This is a genomic window from Lysinibacillus sphaericus (genome assembly GCF_005217585.1).
Lineage (GTDB): Bacteria > Bacillota > Bacilli > Bacillales_A > Planococcaceae > Lysinibacillus > Lysinibacillus sphaericus.
In genome coordinates this window covers 1,585,545-1,607,200 of record NZ_SZPT01000002.1, presented here as the reverse complement: position 1 = coordinate 1,607,200, position 21,656 = coordinate 1,585,545, and the positions used below count along the sequence as shown (strand labels likewise).

The window sequence follows — 21,656 nt, the reverse complement described above, 5'->3', positions numbered from 1 at the left end:
TGCGCGGTTAGGTTTACAACAGGGTAAGGAAACAAGCACATGATTCAAGTATGAAAGACATTCATGATGCAATAGGAAGCGGAATTTGCAAAGTGTGTTTTAAAGAGGGCTTTTAATATGATGGCATTCGCATGGGCTTGTTAAGAGAAAATGGGAAGCTAAAGTGAATATGGGACTGCATTCAAGATTATATTGGATGCAGTCTTTTTTTATGGTAAATTTGGGAAAATATATTTGATTTTACACAATGTCTTTGTCATAATAAAGAAAATTCTAATAATGAGGAATAGTATGCTAATAACTGAAAATTGTGTAATTGAGTTTTTAAAGCCACACCATCAAGATGATATTTATTCTTTATATTGTAATCAGGATGTCAGAGCATTTCTTGGAGGGATTCCAGATAAAAACTATATTCTTTCTTCCTTTAACAGCATGTTGCATTCATCGTTTCCTAATTCATACTTTACCATATCATTAAAGAACACGAATGACTTCATTGGTCTAGTATCGATTGATGAATACCATGAACAAACAACCTATGAGCTTAGCTATCAATTTTTGCCACAATATTGGGGTAAAGGTTACGCACAAGAAGTTTTAACTGCGGTCATCCATTATGGATTTACTAGTTTACAATTATCCAAGCTAGTAGCAGAAACACAAACTGCCAATATTGCCTCCTGTCGAGTACTAGAAAAAATAGGTATGGAAAAAATACAAGTATTAGAAAGGTTTGGGCAGGAACAAGCTGTCTATCAGTTACTAAGCACAAATAATGGTTGTTAAAAGTAAACAAAGGATAGGGATAGCAGATGGGAAAAGGTGGTCTACTAGAGAGATAAAAATCCGGAAAAAGTTAGATTCGTGGCTAACTTTTTCCGGGCAACGCAAATCAATTAGAGGTCTTTAGCAATCGATGAAGATAGATATTCAATGAAGACATCTGTTGCTTCAATAGTTGTTTCCCACATTTCGCATGGACCATTGAATAATACATGTAGTTCAAAACCATGATTGGTTACATACACCTCATCGTATATCCACCATGCATCGATAATATGCTCAAGATTCGATATTTTGTGGATTCCCGTAAATGTTAATTTAATATCAACGGTTTGTCCATTTCCATCAATATTATTTAATAATAATATACATTCCTGTCTTTCTTGGCAGAAGTCAACAGCAAGCACGGTTGCATCATGTGTATAAACATCCTCATATATTCGCACAGCATTTTCCGGAAGTAAATGTTTAATTAATGCATAATTAGCTTTACATTCATTTCGTATCGTTTCTAATTTATGTTTAAAACGACTGCGACATTGCTCTATTACTTCTCTTTCTTCTTGTGATGGATAGTCGATCATAAATGTTCCTTTATTAATTGCAGGGTGGAGTGATACAGGAAGGAACGTTAATAAGTCATTTTTTCTATACGCTAATTCTGCTTTTAATCTCTCTATATAGTCAATTTCCATATCATCATATGATTGTACAAGTTCCTCCCATTCCTCCTTTGAATCAGGAAATACTAAAGATCCGTATATCTGCATTTCATCATATAATTCCTTCGTATAATATTTCATTATTTCCTCCATATCTGAAGTGCCAGGCACTCAAACAATTCTTTAAAAAAAGAGGGTGCTCCATTGCAGGAGCACTCTCTTTCGGATTGTTGCTTGTATTCTTTAGTTTTCTTCAACATCTTTACGGTTTTTCTTTAACATTTTGGATAGCATTTCATAGACAATTGGTACGACTACTAATGTTAATAATGTTGAAGATAATAAACCGCCAATTACTGTAATTGCGAGGTCTTTCGAAATTAGCCCACTACCGCCATTACCAATTGCCATTGGAATCATTGCACCAATTGTTGCAATGGCAGTCATTAAAATTGGACGTAAACGTGTTGCGCCTGCTTCTAAAATGGCCTCACGCATCCCAAGTCCGTCGCGTTCCATATGGATAATACGGTCTACAAGTACGATGGCGTTGGTCACAACGATACCGATTAACATTAAGAGACCCATCATAACGGATACAGAAATCGTTTGATTTGTTACATATAAGCCAACAAATGCGCCAATGACTGCAAATGGTAATGAGAAGAGGATAGCAAATGGTGCTAAACCTTCACCGAACGTTACGACAAGAATAAAGTAAACGATAGCGATAGCTGCTAACATCGCAATACCTAGTTGCGTAAATGTTTCTTGCATATCTGCCGCTACACCGGATACGCCTGTTGTCACACCTTTAGGTAAGTCTAATTTATCGATCTTTTTATCTGCTGCGGTCGTTGCTTTTGAAATATCATCGCCAATAATTGTGGCAGATACAGTGGCGAAATATTCACCTTTTGAGCGCGATAGTGAATTAAGCGTAGTACCTTCTTCAACGTTTACTAATTCACCAATGGTCATCGTTGTGCCTAAAGCCGTTTTAATTTCAGTTTTTAAAACATCATCGATTGATAAGGCTGCTGCCTTGGCATCACGTTTGACAATGACGTTAATGTCTTTGCCATCACGTTCAACTGTTGTTAACACTTCTTGTGAAGCAGTAGAATTTAAAGCCATGACAATTTGAGCAGTCGTTAAGCCATATTGTAAGACATTTTTTTGCTCTACTTTTAAGACATGTTCTACATATGGATCTTCATAATCAGACTTCACATCTTCTAGACCTTTAACTTCTTTGAGTGATCCTTCAACATCTTTAACAGCGCTACGTAACTTGTTTAAGTCTTCACTGTATAATGTGTAACTTACCTCGTTTGAAGCCATAGACGTTGATGAGAAGTTTTGACTTTTCCATTCGCCTGATTGGTCAAGATTAAATACATAGTCTTCTACTTCTTGACGAGCAGCAGGGAAGTCTTCCATTTCTGGGTCAAAGATGAGGTACATTAATGCACCACCAGCTGTGCCACCCATCATCATTGCTGCTGGGTCAGCATTTGTAGCATCAGTAATTGAAACTTGTAAAATATCAATATCTTTTCGTTTCATTAATTCTTTTTCAACTTGTGCTACATTTACTTCTGTTTCATCAGCTAGCTCGCCAGTACCAGGTGTATATGTTAAATACATGACCTTTTCCTCTTGAGATCCCATGAAACTAAAGCCAATTAATGGTGTTAAAGCAAGGGAACCAACAAGCATTAAAATCGCAATCGTAGATGTAATGATTTTATGATTTAATGCTTTTTCTAATATACCTCTGTACCAAATAGCTAGTTTACCAACTTCTTGATGCTGGCTTTCCTTTTTCTCTCCGTAGATTTTTTTACGGAATAAGAAGTGGGATAAAGCTGGTACAATGGTAATTGCTACTATTAATGACGCACCTAAAGCAAATGTCATCGTTAATGCGAAAGGCATAAATAATTCGCCAACCATACCGCCTACAAACATAAGTGGGGCGAATACCGCTACCGTCACTAATGTAGAAGACAAGATTGGTTTAAACATTTCAATAGTTGCTTCACGAATCAGTGCGCGCCCTGTTAATTTTTCTTGTTTTAAATGGATACGTCGATAAATATTTTCTACTACGACAATGGAGTCATCAATTACACGTCCAATGGCGACGGTGATTGCACCAAGTGTCATAATATTTAACGTAATATCCATCCAGTTTAATAAGAGTAATGCCATGAAAACTGAAACTGGAATTGAAATAATCGAAATAATAGTTGATTTGAAATCGCGTAAGAATAATAAGATAATTAAAACCGCGATTGCGCCACCGAATACCGCTTTTTCGATCATTGTGAAGACTGAATCTTCAATTGGAGCACCTTGGTCAAGTGAAATATCAATTTTTAAGCCGTCAATTCTTTTTTCTTCATCTTTAATCAGCTCTTTTACTGCATTGACAACCGTTACTGTATTTGCATCTTGACTTTTTACGATTTGAATTGCAATGGCATCTTTACCATTTGTACGAGATACAGATTGTACTTTACCTTCAACTTCAATCGTAGCAATGTCGCCTAAACGAACGAAAGGAGAAGGTTGTGTAGCTGAAGGTGTGACAGGTATTAATAAATCTTTTAATTCATCGATAGATTTAACTTTACCATCTACGGAAACCGCTTGTTCACCAACCGTAAATTGATATAAACCAAGGGATAATGACATATCACTTGCTTGAATCATTTGTTTGACTGCATCTTCAGTTAAGCCAAGAGCAGCCATTTTTTCTTCGTCATATTTAAACGAAACTTCTTCAATGTGTTGACCAGTAATCGTTGCTGACGCAACACCGTCGATTTTTTCGATTTTAGGAAGTAATAAATCTTCTACTGTTGATGTTAGGTCAACAATGTCTTCCTTCGAACTACTCACAGATAATGCGACAACCGGCATCATGTTCATACTAATGGCCATGATTGTTGGTTCTTGCGCGCCTTCAGGCAGTTTTACATTATCGAGAGCGGATTCTAACTGACGTTTCTTTTCATCCATATCAATGCCATAGTCATATTCGACTTGCACTTGGGCAACGTTTGAAGAGGAAGTGGAATAAACGGCTTTAACATCCTCTAAACTTTCAATGGATTTTTCAAATGGAATAGAAAGTTCATTCATGACTTGTTCAGGCGTGGCACCTGGATACACGCCCATTACAATTAAGTATGGAATCGATATATCAGGGATTGATTCCATTTTCATTCTTGTACCTGAATAAATCCCTGAGACAGTGATGATAATTGTTAATAACCACACTGCCAATTTGTTTTTCAATACAAAATTAACTAAACCTTTCACCTTCACACCTACCCTTTATTGACTTACTAGATTCAATTATTTATACTAATGACTAATCAGTCATTTGTCAACGAAATGCATTAGGAGAGATTTAAAAATATGTTAAAAAAGCAATTAATTATGGAGAAAGCATTAGAACTGTTCTCTGAACAAGGCTTTGAAGCAACATCTGTACAGCAAATTACGGAACGCTGTGGGATTTCTAAAGGGGCATTTTATTTGTCTTTTAAAACAAAAGATGAGCTTCTTTTCTCAATGGTTGACTACTACTTACAGCAATTTATTGCAGACATTGACCACGTAGTCAGAAATTCGAATAAAAAAGATGTCATGCTGGTTGATTTCTACAAAAATATTTTTCAAGCATTCAAAAAACATGCAGCATCGTCACGTGTTTTTTTTAATGAAAAGGTTTTTCTTACAAATAAAGAGTTGTTTCTCAAAGTGAGTGCCTATGAAGCAGATATGTCGAAGTCTATAGTCCAAATGCTTGAACAGTTGTATCGGGAAGAGCTACAAGAGACAAAGTACGATGTAATGTATTGTGTAAAAGGGTTTATGAAAAGTTATGCCGAGCTATTTATATTTTCTGATTTACCGCTCGACCTAGATCAGTTGGCGCAATCTTTAGCGGAAAAGACCGATATAATTGCTCGACATACGACAATTCCTTTTATTACCGAAGAACTTGCTCAATTAGTAGCAAGACCATGTGATCAAGAAATAACGCAGGAATCGCTATTACAGTTAATTGATCAAAATATTCATAACTTAGAGCCGTCTATTGAACGGGAATCTTTGGAGCTTTTAAAAAATCAGGTTGAGCATACAACATATAGTCAAGCGATTATCAAAGGTTTAATTGAAAATATTCGTCTGCAGCCGGGGTGTCAATGGGTCGTCTATGTATTGGATAAATACTTTCAGTTTTAATTGTTGAAATAGAATTGTTCACAGTTTTGTTATTGTGGATAATTCTATTTTTTTGTATTTGTTTTTGAAAAGAGATGGTGCACTTTTTCAAGAGGATATTACTATATACGTAAAATGTTGGAGGAGGTTTCAAAATTTTAAAAATTTATGAAATCACATTCAACATTTTTAAACGTGGGGCAAAATAAGCGCTATCAGAACAAAAATGATAAAGACGGATTATTTTGCCACAAAGAGTAATGGGAGATGTCCTAATTTAATTATTCAACTCCATCCATAGAGGAGGCTTGCACAAGGATATTACTTTATCGAAGAAAAATAGAGTTTTTATGCAAAAAAAGAAGCTACGCGAATAGTGCGTAGCTTCTTAATATAGAAGATTATACTTCCATAATAATTGGTAATATCATTGGACGACGTTTTGTTTTCTCAAATAAATAAGGTCCTAAAACATCAGTGATTTCATTTTTAAGTTCTGTCCATTGAGGTGTTTTACCTTGGATTGTTTCATTTAAATGACGATTTAGCATTTTTTGTGCTTCGTTAATCATTGTGCCGGATTCACGCATATAGACAAACCCTCGTGAAATAATATCAGGCCCTGAAACGATTTTTTGGTTTTCCATATCAACACTGACAACAACAATGACTAAACCTTCTTCAGAAAGGATGCGACGATCACGTAAGACAATATTACCGATGTCTCCAATACCATTACCGTCAATATAGACATCACCAGAAGGGATGCGACCTGCCACATGTGCTTCATTTGCACTTAATGCCAGAACATCACCATTTTCCATGACGAAAGTATTTTCCAGTGGAACATCACAATCTTCTGCTAAATGCGTATGCATTTTTAGCATACGGAATTCACCGTGAATAGGCATAAAGAATTTTGGCTTCATCAGTCGTAGCATAAGCTTTTGTTCTTCTTGTGAACCGTGACCAGAAGTATGGATATTATTTAATGCACCATGAATAACTTCTGCGCCAGCACGGAACAGTAAGTTGATAATTTTATTTACGCTAACCGTATTCCCTGGTACTGGTGAAGAAGAGAAGACAACTGTATCGCCAGGCTGGATTTGAATTTGACGGTGTGTACCATTGGCAATACGAGATAGTGCTGCCATTGGTTCACCTTGTGAGCCTGTACATAAAATCATTACTTCATTGGCAGGTAAACGGTTAATGCTTTGCGCATCAATAAAAGTATCTTTTGGTGCGTTGATGTAGCCTAGCTCACGGCCGATTGTAATGGCATTATCCATAGATCGACCGAATACAGCGATTTTTCGTCCGTATTTAATTGCAGCATCTGTTGCTTGTTGTAAGCGGTGAATATTGGATGCAAATGTTGCGAAAATAATACGACTATCAACCTTGCGGAAGATTTCATCGATACTTTTTCCAACTGTACGTTCAGACATTGTGAAATTTGGTTTTTCAGCATTCGTACTATCAGATAATAGGCAAAGAACGCCGTCACGTCCGATTTCAGCCATTTTTGTTAAGTTTGCAGGCTCTCCTACAGGTGTAAAGTCGAATTTAAAGTCACCTGTGTGCACGATATTGCCTGGAGGTGTTTTAACGACGATACCGTAAGCATCTGGAATACTATGCGTTGTTCTAAAGAAGCTGACAGATGTCTTTCTAAATTTAATAATATCTTCTTCTTTAATTTCGATTAGTTTTGTTGTACGTAGTAAACCATGCTCTTCTAGTTTATTGCGCAATAAGCCAAGTGCAAGCTTACCTCCATAAACAGGAACATTTACTTGACGTAGTAAATAAGGGATACCACCAATATGGTCTTCGTGTCCGTGCGTAATAAATAGCCCTTTAATTTTATCTACGTTTCGTACTAAATACGTGTAATCTGGAATAACATAGTCAATCCCGAGTAAATCGTCTTCTGGAAATTTTATACCGGCATCAATTAAGATGATTTCATCTTGAAATTGAACACCGTAAGTATTTTTGCCGATTTCGCCCAGTCCGCCGAGCGCGAAAACAGCTGCTTGGTCATTTTTAACAAACTTCATGTTTGTTAAATTTCCTCCAAGACGAAGTTCGGACTTGCTTGTTCGTACTCTAAATAGTTACCTTCAAGCAGTTGAATGAACTCAATGTTGTAATGACGGTCTTGTAACTTTTGACGTACTTCACGTTCTGAAGCAGCTTCAAGGTATAGACTTTTAGTGTTTTCGCGAACTGGAATCTCATTTGCTTTTTCTTGATAATAAACTTTGTAAATCATAGTTTGCTCTCCTTTGATTGCGTACATTATTATTGCACATTTGGCTATTACCACACACGTACTACAAGAAAAAATCGCGAATTTCTAGTATACTTTAGACGAATAAAGAAATGAGCGTTTGAATTTCTTGTATCTCAATACTTTTATCTTGCACTTTTCATGAAAAGCAATGAGACAGTGGTTGCGCATAGTCAAATAAATGCATTTCCTTTATATTATCACGCAGCTACTCTAAAATAAAGAAAAGCCCTTCAAATAATGAAGGGCAAATGTTAGGCAATTGATTTTTTTCCGAGTACGCCACGAAGTCGCTTCAACAATTTTCGCTTTAGTTTCTTCAGCATGGCACATCACTCCTTAGGATCATTATAATTAAAAACAATGCCTGTGTAAAGGATTTAGCCTTTGCAACATCATACATAAAGAGAGGGATTATAGGATGAAAAAAATTTTATTTTTTGATGTAGATGGAACGCTCTATAACAGTGAAAAAGTATTGCCTGCTTCTGCGAAAGAAGCGCTATTAGAAGCACGTCGTAAAGGGTATGAGCTTGCAATCGCTACTGGACGTGCACCATTTATGATTAAACCATTGCTAGAAGAGCTTGATATTGACACATATGTGACTTTTAATGGACAGTACGTCGTTTATCAAGGCGAGGTTGTCTACGCAAATGGTGTGGAAAAAGAAGAATTAGCGAAAATTATTGCCTTTGGAGAAGCGCGCAATGAACCCGTTGTTTTTTTAGATGACAAGCGAATGATTGCGTCAGTTGGAGGGCATAACAAGGTATCCGAAAGTTTAAACACGTTAAAATACCCGTACCCAGAATTAGACTCATCTTATTATATGCAGCACGATGTTTATCAAACACTCATCTTTATGGAAGAGAAAGATGAACATTTGTATGATGAGGCATTTCCAAATGTCCAGTTCGTGCGCTGGCATGAATATTCTTGTGATATTTTACCTAAAGGAGGTTCCAAGGCTGCTGGAATCGAAAAAGTGCTCGCGAAAATGGGCTTAACGTTAGAGGATGCCATTGCTTTTGGTGATGGTATGAATGATATTGAAATGTTAGAGGCTGTTGGTACGAGCGTGGCAATGGGAAATGGACATGAAAAAGTAAAGGCGGTCGCGACACATATTACCGATCATGTAGATGCGGACGGACTTGCGAAAGCGATGCGCTATTTAAAGATTATATAAGTGCCAGTCACTCAAACAATTTTGAATATTAAAAGGAAAACCCACGAGAAGTGGGTTTTTTACGTATTATCGGTGCCAGTCACTCAAACAATTTACTCAAACAATGCTTTAGATATCAATAACCTTCAGCTGAATGCCAGCCTCCGTAAATTGATGTAATGTTTCTTTGGGCAGTCCGTTATCAGTAAGTATCATATCGACCTCTTCTAGCGGGCATACTTGAATAGCCACATCTTTATTGAATTTGGTAGAATCAGTTGCAACATAAACTGTCTGCGAAATATTAATAAGCTGTTTCCTCGTCATCGCTTCTTCTAAACTAAAATCGGATATTCCTTTTTCTAATGTCACGCCACTTGCGCATATAAATGCCTTATTAATATTGAGATGGTCGAAGTGGAAAAGAAAGTCATTTGAAGTGACCGATTTTTCCGAATGTCGCACTCTTCCGCCGATAATCATCACTTCAATATTAGAACCAATTAAATCAAATGCTACAGGAAGAGAGTTCGTCACGACTGTTAGTTTCTCCTTGCCTAGTAGAAATGGTGTCATTTGATAAGTTGTTGAGCCACTATCGATAAAAATGCAGTCACCATTATTAACTAAAGAAGCACAAGCTTTGGCAATGGCGATTTTTTCTGTTAACTGCTGTGTTAATCGATTGTCCATTAATCCTTCAACGGGTTCAATATATTTTACACCCCCATAAAACTTCTCGATCTTCTTCTCTTGCACAAGTTGTTGAATATCTCTTCGAATAGTTTCCATCGATACATTGAATTCTTTTGTCAGGGTTACTAATTTTACTACCTTGTTATTCCGAATGAATTGCAAAATATGTTGTTGCCTTTCTACTGTATACATTACATCACCTCTTATTGTTATTTACTCAAAGTAGTAATAAGTTTGTCAACAGTTAGTCAGAATTTACTCAACATTTACACAAACATGTGATTTCCCTTTACAAATTGTCTCTATACTGTGGTTAACAACTCAAAAGGAGTGAGCAATTTGTTAGAACTAAAAAATATTTCAAAAAGTTATAAAAATAAAAATGTTTTAAGAGATATAAATTTAACGATAGATTCTGGTGAAATTGTTTCGTTATTGGGGCCGAGTGGTTGTGGGAAAACGACATTACTCAACATTGTTTTAGGTCTCACAGAACAAACAGATGGGCAACTTTTTTACAATGGACAAGATATATCGAAACAATCGATGCAGGATAGAGGATTTAATATCGTTTTCCAAGATTTCGCGTTGTTCCCACATTTGAATGCTTACGACAATATCGTCTATGGCTTGAAAAATAAAAAACAGCAAATGTCAAAAGCTGAGATTCAGGAGTATGTGGATTTCTTAGAACTCGCTCCACATTTACATAAAAAGATTCACGAATTATCTGGTGGACAGAAACAACGTGTTTCTATTGCTAGAACGCTTGTTATGCAGCCGAAAATTTTATTGCTAGATGAACCGTTAAGTGCGCTAGATGGTGTGATTAAAGAATCCATTAAGGAGCGCATTAAATCAATTGCTCGCCAATTTAAATTAACAACTATTATTGTGACACATGATCCTGAGGAGGCGCTCACATTATCAGATAAAGTACTCATCATTAATGAGGGAACTGTCTCACAATATGGCACACCTCACGAAATATTGAAAACACCAAAAAATCAATTTGTGGAAGACTTTATATTAAAGCAACTTCATATTAAACGTCATAACATCTATCAACTGTTTGGAGAATCCTATGCTTAAAACGAATAAAATGGTGAAAATTCTCTTTCTGCCAATTGTCTTCTTTTTTCTGTTCTTTTTAATTGTGCCATTACTTTATATGTTTTGGCAGTCTTTGAAAAAAGGCAATAGCGTAACGATTCAAAACTATGTAGAAGCATTACAGAGCGTTGAAATTCGGGAAGCGTTTCTTAATAGTTTCCAAGTGTCATTTGTCGCTGCCGTTATTACTACTTGTTTAGCGTTTGCTCTTGCCTATGCCATGCATTTTACGACGATGAATCAACATTTAAAAAAGCTTGTACATATCGGGGTAACATTGCCGATGCTCTTGCCGACAATTACCTATGGTTTTGTATTACTTTACACATTTGGCAATCAAGGAATTATAACAAAACTTCTGGGGAAGCCCTTAGTGACAATTTATGGATTTAATGGCTTGTTGATTGGGTATGTGCTTTACACATTGCCTGTTGCATTTATTTTAATGCAAAATTCCATGCAGTACATTGATAAACGCTTTTTGCTTGTCTCGATGCTAATGCATGATAGACCATCACGTCGATTTTACCATACCGTATTTCGACCTATGATAGGAACAATTGGTGGAGCATTTATTTTAACGTTTATTTTAAGTTTTACCGATTTTGGTATCCCTGCTTCGGTAGGTGGGGGTTATAAAGTGATTTCAACAGAGCTATATCAAGCGATGCTTGGTTCTATTGTGCGATTTGAACAAGGGGCGGTAATTTCCGTACTCATGCTTGTACCTGCTGTACTTGGCATCGTGATGCTAAGCGTGCTAGATCGATTTAATTTTCAATATAAGCATGTCAGTCAAAGTGCTCTAGTCGTGCATCGTCTTCGAGACAGTACATTTACAGTGCTATCGCTAGTATGCGTAAGTACGATTTTTATCATCTTCTCAACAATGTTTATCGTGCCGTTTACTAAGGGCTATCCATATGACTTTAGCTTCACATTGGAACATGTACAAAATGTTTTAGCAGAAAAGAATTTAACAAGGGTTTATATGAATTCCCTTATTGTTGCCTTTTTTACAGCAATTTTAGGTGTGGGCATCGCGTTTGTTTCAGCACTTCTAAATGTCAGAACACCGTTAAAAGGGAGAAGCACATTAGATTTTGCGTCAATGATTACCAATACAGTGCCAGGTATGGTACTCGGTCTTTCTTATTTATTTTTCTTCAATGGGAGTTCGCTTAAAGGGACCTTCTTTATCATTATTGCCTATACGGTTGTCCATTTCTTTACAACACCGTATTTAATGGCGAAAAACTCTTTGCAAAAAATGGACCCAACATGGGAAGTGACGGGAGAGTTATTAAAGGACTCTTGGCTTCAAACGGTCATTCGCGTTATTTTGCCGAATATAAGACCTACTATTTTTCAAATGTTTAGCTATTATTTTTTAAATGCCATGGTGACAGTTAGTGGCGTAATTTTCCTTGTCAGTACGAAAACGATGCTTGTCTCTACGCGCATTAAAGAATTGCAGCATTTTGCGAAGTATACGGATATTTTTGTTCTCTCAATTTTTATTTTATGTACAAACCTCATTGTGAAATTAGGTTGTGACTATATAACAACAAATAAAGAAAAGTTTAAGGAGATGTAATGATGAAAAAGTCGACAGTCATGATGTTTGGAACGGTTAGTTCTGCAATTGTATTAGCAGCGTGTGGAGGTGCGGAGGCTGATACGAAGGATCAAGTTATTATCTATTCTAATGCTGATGATGAAGCAATTGAAGTAATGCAAACCACACTCGATAAAAAGGGGTATGAAGGAAAGTATATTATCCAATCATTCGGTACATCTGAATTAGGTGGGAAAATGATGGCAGAGGGTAAGGATATTGAAGCGGATGTGGTAACAATGGCTTCTTACTTTATCGAAAGTGCTCAAACATCTAAATCAATGTTTGTCGAACTAACTTCTGAGTTAAAGCCGTTAGATGGTGGTTCAACTTATGCATTACCGATTTTAGGGAATGTCGGGTCTATTTTTATCAATACAGATTTATTGGCGCAAAAAGGGCTACCTGTGCCACAAACAATTAAAGATTTAACGAAGCCAGAATATAAAGATTTAGTTTCTTTTCCAAATATTTTAGACTCCTCTACTGGCTGGCTATTAGTACAGGCGATTATGAGTGAATATGGCGAAAAAGAAGGAAAGCAAGTATTAGCAGATTTAATTAAAAATGCTGGACCGCATATTGAAAGTTCTGGTTCTGGCCCTATTAAAAAGGTGAAAACAGGAGAAGTCGCAGCAGGGTTTGGCTTACGTATTCAAGCAATTGATGCCAAAAATGAGGGCTTACCAATCGACTATATTGACCCAACGGAAGGTAACTTCACGTTAACAGAATCTGTTGCCGTTGTAGATAAAGAAGGGGACGAGGCATTGGCGAGTGAAATAGCAAAGGTCATTGCGACTGAGGCGCGAGCAGATTTGTTAAAACAATATCCTGTAGCACTTTATGAAGGCGAGCAAGTAGAGGAAAAATATGTTCCAAAATACTTAAAAAAATGGGATACGACTTTAACTGTCGATTTATTAGAAAAACATCAAACATTCTTTAAAGAAGCACAACAATAAAGGAGCCTAACAATATGAATACCTACAAATTATTAACTCCCGGTCCACTAACAACTACAGAAGCAGTAAAAAAAGAGATGCTAGTGGATCGCTGTACATGGGATGACGACTACAAGCAAGTTACACAAGAAATACGCAAACAGTTAGTGGCGATAGCGCAGGTTAATGATACAGACTATACAGCTATTTTAATGCAAGGAAGTGGGAGCTTTGTCGTTGAATCGGTTCTGACAACTGCTATTGGAAATGCAGATAAGGTACTCATTATTACAAATGGAGCGTACGGGGAACGAATCGTAGAAATGGCAACAGTCCTTCAATTACAGCATGTTGTTTACAGTGTACCGTATCATGAGCAACCATCACCTTTAGAAGTACAAGCTATACTTGAAAAAGATGCTGCTATTACGCATGTCGCGATTGTCCATTGTGAGACGACAACGGGGATATTAAATCCTATTGATGAAATAGGCAAAGTTGTAAAATCGTTTAATAAAACATTTATTGTAGATGCAATGAGTAGCTTTGGTGGCGTGCCAATGGATTTATCGAATATGCAAATTGATTTTTTAATCAGTAGTGCTAACAAATGTATTCAAGGCGTGCCAGGTTTTGGATTTGTTGTTGCGAAAATAGAAGCGTTAGAAAAATGTAAAGGACAAGCCAAGAGTGTAGCATTAGATTTATACAAACAATGGGAAGTGATGAGTGAAGACGGGAAATGGCGTTTTACATCACCAACACATGTTGTAGCGGCCTTTGCAAAGGCGTTGGAGGAACTTGCTGAAGAAGGTGGCGTTGCGGCACGCTACACACGATATGCTAAAAATAATCAACTATTGCGTGAAAGATTATCACGCTGTGGTTTTGAAGCTTATATTTCAGCGGAAATGCAATCACCGATTATCACGACGTTTTTATATCCATATGAAGGATTTTCTTTCGAGCATTTCTATCATGAAATGAAACAAGCAGGCTTTGTTATTTATCCTGGAAAGCTAACTGAATTTGATACATTCCGAATCGGTAATATAGGGGATGTTCATGAGGAAGATATGACTACATTATGTAATGTTATTGAAAACTATATGGCGGTGAAAAATAATGAAAATTGAAGCGGTAATTTTTGATTGGGCAGGTACAGCGGTTGACTTTGGTTGTTTTGCACCTGTCAATGTATTTCTTACTATTTTTGAAGATGCAGGTGTTGCGGTGACACTAGAAGAAGCACGCAAACCGATGGGCATGTTGAAAATTGACCATATTCGGACGATGCTTGAGATGCCAAGAGTGAGTGAGGCATGGGCACGTGTGTATGGCCGTTCATTTACAGAACAAGATGTACAGGCACTGTATTCGCAGTTTGAAACGAAATTAATGGCATCGCTTGCTAAGTATACGGACCCGATTCCACATGTGAAAGAAACGGTTCAACAATTAAGACAAGCCGGAATACGCATTGGCTCCACAACAGGCTATACTGCCGCTATGATGGAAGTCGTGACACATCACGCTGCTGAGAAAGGATACAAGCCTGATTTTTTAGTTACACCGACTGATATAGGAGATAAGGGACGTCCCTATCCATATATGATTTTCAGAAATTTAGAAGAACTTGGCGTGAAAGCGACGAAGCAAGTCGTTAAAGTCGGGGATACTACGTCAGATATACAAGAGGCATTAAATGCCGGAGTTTGGGCTGTTGGCGTTATAGTCGGAAGTTCTGAAATGGGTTTAACGGAACAAGAATTTATGAGTCTATCTGATGAAGAACAACAAGCCGTTATTGAAAAAACAAAAGCTATTTTTGAACAAACGGGTGCACACTATACGATTCAAACAATGCGTGAACTGCCGGCATTAATTGAGACGATTAATGCGCGATTAGTTTAAAAGATAGCAGATAGAATAAAAGCGAAAAAGTGTTAGATTGACTGCAATCAATCTAACACTTTTTGCTATGCATATAAGAGTAAGTGTCAGGCACTAATTCAATCTCCGTGCTAGCCATGTATTTATGACTTGCCAAGTAAAAATCCACGTAGACTCCTGGGGGAAAGCACGCAATGTAAGACGCAACAGACCGCGCGACAGCGATGGTAGGCGCTTACGTGTGTGCTAGCGGAAAGCATCCGTCGTAGCTACTAGTGAGTCTTAGTCGCGTTCGTATGGAACAGCGTCTGGAATTTCAGCAAATGGATTTTTTTCATTGATGCGATCATAAAACATAATGCCGTTTAAATGATCTAATTCATGCTGGAAGGCGATAGCTGGCAAGCCGGTTAGACGCATTTTTTTCTCTTCGCCGTCCATTGTTTTAAATTTCACGGTTATACGTGCGTGGCGTGGCACATAACCAGGGACATTGCGATCAACAGATAAGCAACCTTCGCCAGTTGGCAAATAGGTATTTTCAACAGAGTGGCTAACAATTTTCGGATTGATTGCGATAAAGCTCAATTGTTCTCCTTTGTCATCTTTTAAGTGAAGGGCAAACATGCGATGTAGACTATTTACTTGGTTAGCAGCTAATCCAATCCCGCTGCGTAAATCATATTTATCGGCAATTTCAGGATCTTGGCTGTTAATTAAAAACTGTAGCATATCTGTAGCAAGCTGTTTTATTTCATCAGTTAAAGGGAATTGAACTTCCTCTGTTTTAGTGCGGAGTGTCGGATGGCCTTCGCGAATTATATCATCCATTAAAATCATGTGAGAATCTTCCTTTCAATCTTTGTATTACCTTATTTATAAGTATACATCACGCATTAAAACATGCACATGAAAAAAGACTTTATTTGAATAAACTTAAAAAATTTTTGTGTAGCTATTAGATTACAGAAAACTGGGGTATTCTACTATTGGTCATTATTTAGAGAAACGTAATGTTTGAGCGCTTAAAGGAAGTTGTTGTAATACAGATTTTTATTATTAGTGATACAGTATAGGACAGTCTACTCTTAACGTTTTTGTAGAAAAATTCTTTGGTATAAGGCGTAATATATGATTGACCGACTGTATTTTATTCAGTATACTGAGTCCTAAGAATAAGTTGTACTAGTTTGAAAGTGATTTATTTTAATACAGTTGAAAGGGAGATGTGACAAATGAGCAAAAAAAACAATAATATTTTTGATCCACAACAAACGCTAACTGAAATCGAAGAAAAGTTTGAAATGTTTCAAATTTTGAACGAAGAAGGCGAAATTATAAATGAAGAGGCAGATCCGAAATTAGCAGATGAAGAGTTAGTTGAGTTAATGACGCGTATGGTTTATACACGTATTTTAGATCAACGTTCCATTTCTCTTAACCGTCAAGGTCGATTAGGCTTCTACGCACCAACAGCTGGTCAGGAAGCTTCACAACTTGCTTCTCACTTTGCATTAGAAAAAGAAGATTGGATTTTACCAGGTTACCGTGATGTACCACAAATTGTATGGCATGGTTTACCGTTAGATAAAGCATTTTTATTCTCACGTGGTCACTTCGAGGGCAATCAAATCCCAGAAGGTGTTAATGTTTTACCACCACAAATCATTATTGGTGCACAATTTATCCAAGCTGCTGGGGTGGCACTTGGTATGCAAAAACGAGGTAAAAAAGCTGTAGCAGTTACTTATACAGGTGATGGTGGGTCATCACAAGGTGATTTCTACGAAGGAATGAACTTTGCTGGTGCATTTAAATCACCTGCCATTTTCATCGTACAAAATAACCAATTCGCAATTTCTACACCGCGTGAATTACAAACAGCTGCAAAAACAATTGCACAAAAAGGTGTTGCAGCAGGTATCCCAAGTATTTTAGTAGATGGTATGGATGCACTTGCAGTGTACGTTGCTACTCGTGATGCACGTGAGCGCGCAATCAATGGTGAGGGTCCAACGTTTATCGAAACAATGTGTTACCGTTATGGTCCACATACAATGGCGGGGGATGATCCAACACGTTACCGTACGTCTGACACGGATAACGAGTGGGCTCAAAAAGACCCGTTAGTTCGTTTCCGTAAATACCTTGAGGGTAAAGGACTATGGGATGAGAAAAAAGAAGAGGCTGTTATTGAGCGTGCGAAAGAAGAAATTAAAGACGCAATTAAAAAAGCCGATGCTGCACCAAAGCAAAAAGTAACACAGTTAATGGAAAATATGTACAAAGGCGAAATGCCTTCGAATTTAAAAGAACAGTATGAAATCTACAAAGAGAAGGAGTCGAAATAAGCTATGGCACAAATGACGATGATTCAAGCAATTACAGATGCGCTTCGCACAGAATTAAAGAATGATGAAAACGTTCTGTTATTCGGGGAAGATATAGGCGTCAACGGTGGGGTTTTCCGTGCAACTGAAGGCCTACAAAAAGAATTTGGTGTAGATCGTGTATTCGATACACCATTAGCAGAGTCAGGTATTGGTGGCTTAGCAATCGGTCTTTCGCTTCAAGGTTTCCGACCAGTTCCAGAAATTCAGTTTTTCGGCTTCGTCTATGAAGTGATGGATTCAATCAGTGGACAATTAGCTCGTTTAAGCTACCGTAGCGGTGGTGTATATAATGCACCTGTTACAATCCGTTCTCCATTTGGTGGCGGTGTGCATACACCAGAAATGCACTCAGATAGCTTAGAAAGTTTAATGACGGCACAGCCGGGCTTAACAGTCGTTGTACCATCAACACCTTACGATGCTAAAGGATTACTTATTTCTTCTATTCGCAATGACAATCCAGTCATTTTCTTAGAGCATTTAAAATTATATCGCTCATTCCGCGAAGAAGTACCTGAGGAAGCATATGAAATTCCATTAGGTAAGGCAGATGTAAAACGTGAAGGTAAAGATTTAACAATTATTGCATATGGCTTAATGGTACATGAAAGCTTAAAAGCAGCAGAAGAACTTGAAAAAGAAGGGCATTCTGTAGAAGTTATTGATTTACGTACAATTCAACCAATCGATATTGAAACAATCATTGCGTCAGTTGAGAAAACAGGCCGAGCAATCGTTGTTCAAGAGGCACAAAAACAAGCAGGTATTGCTGCGAATGTTGTCGCTGAAATTACAGAACGAGCTATCTTGAGTTTAGAAGCACCTGTACTTCGAGTAGCAGCACCAGATACAGTGTACCCATTCCCACAAGCTGAAGGTGTTTGGTTACCGAACTATAAAGATGTAATGGAAACAGCGAAAAAAGTCTTAACATTTTAATGTAGTTTGCATATTTGAAGAAAAGCAAAGAGAAAGGATGGGTACACATGGCATTTGAATTCAGATTACCGGATATTGGCGAGGGTATTCACGAAGGCGAAATTGTAAAATGGTTCGTTAAAGCTGGGGATACTGTCAAAGAAGACGATATTCTTTGTGAAGTACAAAACGATAAAGCAGTTGTAGAAATTCCTTCACCAGTTGAAGGGAAAGTAGAGGAAATCTTAGTAGGAGAAGGTACAGTTGCTGTTGTTGGCGATGTATTAATCCGTTTAGATGCTCCAGGCTACGAAGATTTAAAACTTAAAGGTGACGATCATGCAGAGGCGAAAACGGAGGCACAAGTTCAGTCAACGGCTGAAGCTGGTCAGGATGTAGCAAAAGCGCCTGCTAAAGAAGAAGCACCAAAAGCTCCAGCAACAGCGCAAGTAGCTGTAAAACAAGAAACAGCAGATAGTACAAAACGTATTATTGCAATGCCTTCTGTTCGTAAATTTGCAAGAGACAATGAAGTAAATATTCATGAAGTGTCAGGTACTGGTAAAAACGGTCGTATTCTAAAGGAAGATATTGAGAATTTCCTAAATGGTGGTGGAGCAGTGCAAGCTGCAGAAGCTCCAGTGGCAAATGAAGAAGCAGTTGCTCAACAAGAAACTGCCCAAGCTGCGCCAGTTGTTCTTGAAGGAGACTTCCCAGAAACACGTGAAAAAATGTCTGGTATTCGCAAGGCGATTGCCAAGGCAATGGTTCACTCGAAACAAACAGCACCTCATGTTACACTAATGGATGAAGTTGATGTAACAGCTCTTGTAGCACATCGCAAAAAATTCAAAGATATTGCTGAAAAAAAAGGTGTAAAATTAACGTATTTACCATACGTAGTAAAAGCGCTTATTTCAACATTGCGTGAATTCCCAGAATTTAACCGTTCTTTAGATGATGCAACACAAGAAATTATTCAAAAGCACTACTACAATATCGGTATTGCAGCAGACACAGAAAAAGGTTTATTAGTTCCAGTTATTAAACATGCAGATCGCAAATCAGTATTTGCAGTTTCAAATGAAATTAATGACTTAGCGACAAAAGCGCGAGATGGTAAACTTGCTCCGCATGAAATGAAGGGCGCTTCCATGTCTATCACGAATATCGGTTCTGCAGGTGGCCAATGGTTTACGCCAGTAATTAACCACCCTGAAGTAGCGATTTTAGGTATTGGTCGAATTTCTGAAAAACCTGTAATAAAAAATGGTGAAATTGTAGCTGCACCTGTGTTAGCATTATCATTGAGCTTTGATCATCGCATGATCGATGGAGCCACTGCGCAAAATGCTTTAAATCACTTAAAGCGTTTGTTAAGTGAGCCAGAATTATTATTAATGGAGGCGTAACAAAAATGGTAGTAGGAGATTTCCCAATCGAAACAGATACTCTTGTCATTGGTTCAGGTCCTGGAGGATATGTAGCAGCAATTCGTGCAGCTCAAACTGGCCAAAAAGTAACAATCGTTGAAAAAAATGTACTTGGTGGTGTGTGCTTAAACGTAGGTTGTATTCCATCAAAAGCATTAATTTCAGTGGGTCACCGCTTTGAGCATGCTAAACATTCAGATGACATGGGTATCATCGCTTCTGATGTGAAATTAGACTTTTCAAAAGCGCAAGCTTTTAAAGACAGTGTTGTTAAGAAATTAACTGGCGGTGTTGAAGGCTTACTTAAAGGAAATAAAGTTGAAATTGTACAAGGTGAAGCGTATTTCGTTGACGCTCATTCAGTGCGTATCATCAATGGTGAATCTGCTCAAACATATACATTTAACAATGTTATTATTGCAACAGGTTCTCGTCCAGTTGAAATTCCAACGTTTAAATTCTCTGAGCGTGTACTAAACTCTACTGGCGCACTTTCTTTACAAGAAGTACCTAGTAAATTAGTTGTAATCGGTGGAGGTTACATTGGAACAGAGCTAGGCTCAGCTTATGCAAACCTAGGTTCACAAGTAACAATTATCGAAGGTGGCAAAGATATTCTTGCTGGTTTCGAAAAACAAATGACACAAATCGTGAAAAAAGGCCTTAAAAAGAAAGGCGTTGAAATTGAAGTAAACGCATCTGCTAAAGGCGTTGAAGAAACAGAAAACGGCGTAGTTGTTACGTATGAAGTTGGCGGAGAAGAGAAAAAAGTTGAAGCTGATTATGTATTAGTAACTGTAGGTCGTCGTCCAAATACAGATGAAATGGGTCTTGAAGGTGTTGGCATTGAATTCGGCGAACGTGGCCTTATTAAAGTTGACAAACAATGCCGTACAAACATTCCAAACATCTATGCAATTGGTGATATCGTAGCAGGTCCTCAGCTTGCACACAAAGCTTCGTATGAAGGTAAAGTGGCTGCTGAAGCAATCGCTGGCGAGAAATCAATCGTAGATTATCTAGCTGTTCCTGCTGTATGCTTCACTGATCCAGAAATGGCAACAGTTGGTTATAACGAAGATCAAGCAAAAGCTGAAGGTATTGAATATACTGCAGCGAAATTCCCATTCGCAGCAAATGGCCGTGCGCTTGCATTAAACCAAACAGAAGGTTTCGTGAAACTAGTTGCGCGTAAAGAAGATGGCTTATTAATTGGTGCTCAAATCGTAGGTGCTGGTGCATCTGATATGATCGCTGAAATGGGCTTAGCAATCGAAGGCGGTATGACTGCTGAAGATATCGCGTTAACAATTCATGCTCACCCAACATTAGGTGAAATTACAATGGAAGCTGCTGAAGTATTACTAGGCAACCCAATCCATATTGTAGCGAAAAAATAATTGAACATATAAAACGACTATAAAGCATGTTCGCTTTATAGTCGTTTTTTTGTATAATTTTACTAACTTTGATACAGTAAAA

General features: G+C 37.6%; 18 protein-coding genes. 12 read left to right on the top strand and 6 right to left on the bottom strand.

From position 1 onward, the window contains the following. Positions 1–291: 291 nt before the first annotated feature. Positions 292–789, top strand: coding sequence for a GNAT family N-acetyltransferase (locus tag FC748_RS13270; RefSeq protein ID WP_108029473.1), 498 nt, complete (start codon positions 292–294; stop codon positions 787–789). Between the two features lie 110 nt (positions 790–899). Here the strand turns inward: FC748_RS13270 and FC748_RS13265 are convergent, their stop codons facing one another. Both FC748_RS13265 and FC748_RS13260 read right to left on the bottom strand, forming a co-directional pair. Continuing rightward, a complete protein-coding gene (locus FC748_RS13265) occupies positions 900–1,589 on the bottom strand; it encodes a DUF4085 family protein (RefSeq protein ID WP_167492676.1) in 690 nt (229 codons plus the stop codon). A 102-nt stretch (positions 1,590–1,691) separates the two neighbouring features. Then, positions 1,692–4,781 (bottom strand): efflux RND transporter permease subunit, encoded by a 3,090-nt coding sequence (locus tag FC748_RS13260; protein WP_024362217.1) that lies wholly within the window; start codon positions 4,779–4,781, stop codon positions 1,692–1,694. A 99-nt stretch (positions 4,782–4,880) separates the two neighbouring features. On the opposite strand from FC748_RS13260, the gene FC748_RS13255 reads away from it, so the two are divergent. Next, on the top strand, positions 4,881–5,714 hold the full coding sequence (locus FC748_RS13255; protein WP_024362216.1) for a TetR/AcrR family transcriptional regulator: 834 nt from the start codon (positions 4,881–4,883) through the stop codon (positions 5,712–5,714). 380 nt (positions 5,715–6,094) lie between these two features. Here FC748_RS13255 and rnjA read toward each other — a convergent pair whose 3' ends face one another. Both rnjA and FC748_RS13245 read right to left on the bottom strand, forming a co-directional pair. Beyond that, positions 6,095–7,762, bottom strand: a complete 1,668-nt coding sequence (gene rnjA / locus FC748_RS13250) for a ribonuclease J1 (protein ID WP_024362215.1) — start codon at positions 7,760–7,762, stop codon at positions 6,095–6,097. A gap of 5 nt (positions 7,763–7,767) precedes the next feature. Continuing rightward, positions 7,768–7,977: a DNA-directed RNA polymerase subunit epsilon gene (locus FC748_RS13245; RefSeq protein WP_024362214.1), complete on the bottom strand. Its 210-nt coding sequence runs from the start codon at positions 7,975–7,977 to the stop codon at positions 7,768–7,770. Between the two features lie 439 nt (positions 7,978–8,416). Between FC748_RS13245 and FC748_RS13240 the strand changes: the two genes are divergently transcribed. Then, complete coding sequence (locus tag FC748_RS13240) at positions 8,417–9,187, top strand: Cof-type HAD-IIB family hydrolase (protein WP_108029475.1); 771 nt, start codon at positions 8,417–8,419, stop codon at positions 9,185–9,187. A gap of 108 nt (positions 9,188–9,295) precedes the next feature. Here the strand turns inward: FC748_RS13240 and FC748_RS13235 are convergent, their stop codons facing one another. Beyond that, on the bottom strand, positions 9,296–10,054 hold the full coding sequence (locus FC748_RS13235) for a DeoR/GlpR family DNA-binding transcription regulator (protein ID WP_108029476.1): 759 nt from the start codon (positions 10,052–10,054) through the stop codon (positions 9,296–9,298). A gap of 147 nt (positions 10,055–10,201) precedes the next feature. Here FC748_RS13235 and FC748_RS13230 point away from each other — a divergent pair, with 147 nt between their 5' ends. The 5 genes from FC748_RS13230 to phnX are packed head-to-tail and all read left to right on the top strand — an operon-like array spanning position 10,202 to position 15,451. Continuing rightward, positions 10,202–10,954: an ABC transporter ATP-binding protein gene (locus FC748_RS13230; protein WP_024362211.1), complete on the top strand. Its 753-nt coding sequence runs from the start codon at positions 10,202–10,204 to the stop codon at positions 10,952–10,954. Next, positions 10,947–12,572, top strand: a complete 1,626-nt coding sequence (locus FC748_RS13225) for an ABC transporter permease subunit (RefSeq protein WP_108029477.1) — start codon at positions 10,947–10,949, stop codon at positions 12,570–12,572. The genes FC748_RS13230 and FC748_RS13225 overlap by 8 nt, the downstream gene beginning before the upstream one ends. Positions 12,573–12,574: 2 nt before the next feature. Beyond that, positions 12,575–13,558 carry an extracellular solute-binding protein gene (locus FC748_RS13220; RefSeq protein ID WP_024362209.1) on the top strand — a complete coding sequence of 328 codons (984 nt, stop codon included), beginning with the start codon at positions 12,575–12,577 and terminating at the stop codon, positions 13,556–13,558. A gap of 14 nt (positions 13,559–13,572) precedes the next feature. Then, complete coding sequence (phnW, locus tag FC748_RS13215) at positions 13,573–14,673, top strand: 2-aminoethylphosphonate--pyruvate transaminase (protein ID WP_108029478.1); 1,101 nt, start codon at positions 13,573–13,575, stop codon at positions 14,671–14,673. Beyond that, positions 14,663–15,451 (top strand): phosphonoacetaldehyde hydrolase, encoded by a 789-nt coding sequence (gene phnX / locus FC748_RS13210; RefSeq protein WP_029747190.1) that lies wholly within the window; start codon positions 14,663–14,665, stop codon positions 15,449–15,451. The genes phnW and phnX overlap by 11 nt, the downstream gene beginning before the upstream one ends. A gap of 261 nt (positions 15,452–15,712) precedes the next feature. Here the strand turns inward: phnX and def are convergent, their stop codons facing one another. Next, the gene (def, locus tag FC748_RS13205) at positions 15,713–16,270 is read right to left on the bottom strand and encodes a peptide deformylase (protein ID WP_024362207.1); all 558 of its coding nucleotides are present in this window, start codon (positions 16,268–16,270) and stop codon (positions 15,713–15,715) included. A gap of 395 nt (positions 16,271–16,665) precedes the next feature. Here def and pdhA point away from each other — a divergent pair, with 395 nt between their 5' ends. The 4 genes from pdhA to lpdA are packed head-to-tail and all read left to right on the top strand — an operon-like array spanning position 16,666 to position 21,574. Continuing rightward, positions 16,666–17,781 carry a pyruvate dehydrogenase (acetyl-transferring) E1 component subunit alpha gene (gene pdhA, locus FC748_RS13200; protein ID WP_024362206.1) on the top strand — a complete coding sequence of 372 codons (1,116 nt, stop codon included), beginning with the start codon at positions 16,666–16,668 and terminating at the stop codon, positions 17,779–17,781. Between the two features lie 3 nt (positions 17,782–17,784). Further along, complete coding sequence (locus tag FC748_RS13195; RefSeq protein WP_024362205.1) at positions 17,785–18,762, top strand: alpha-ketoacid dehydrogenase subunit beta; 978 nt, start codon at positions 17,785–17,787, stop codon at positions 18,760–18,762. Between the two features lie 47 nt (positions 18,763–18,809). After that, positions 18,810–20,153, top strand: coding sequence for a dihydrolipoamide acetyltransferase family protein (locus FC748_RS13190; RefSeq protein WP_108029479.1), 1,344 nt, complete (start codon positions 18,810–18,812; stop codon positions 20,151–20,153). 5 nt (positions 20,154–20,158) lie between these two features. Beyond that, the gene (gene lpdA, locus FC748_RS13185; protein WP_024362203.1) at positions 20,159–21,574 is read left to right on the top strand and encodes a dihydrolipoyl dehydrogenase; all 1,416 of its coding nucleotides are present in this window, start codon (positions 20,159–20,161) and stop codon (positions 21,572–21,574) included. Positions 21,575–21,656: the final 82 nt, after the last annotated feature.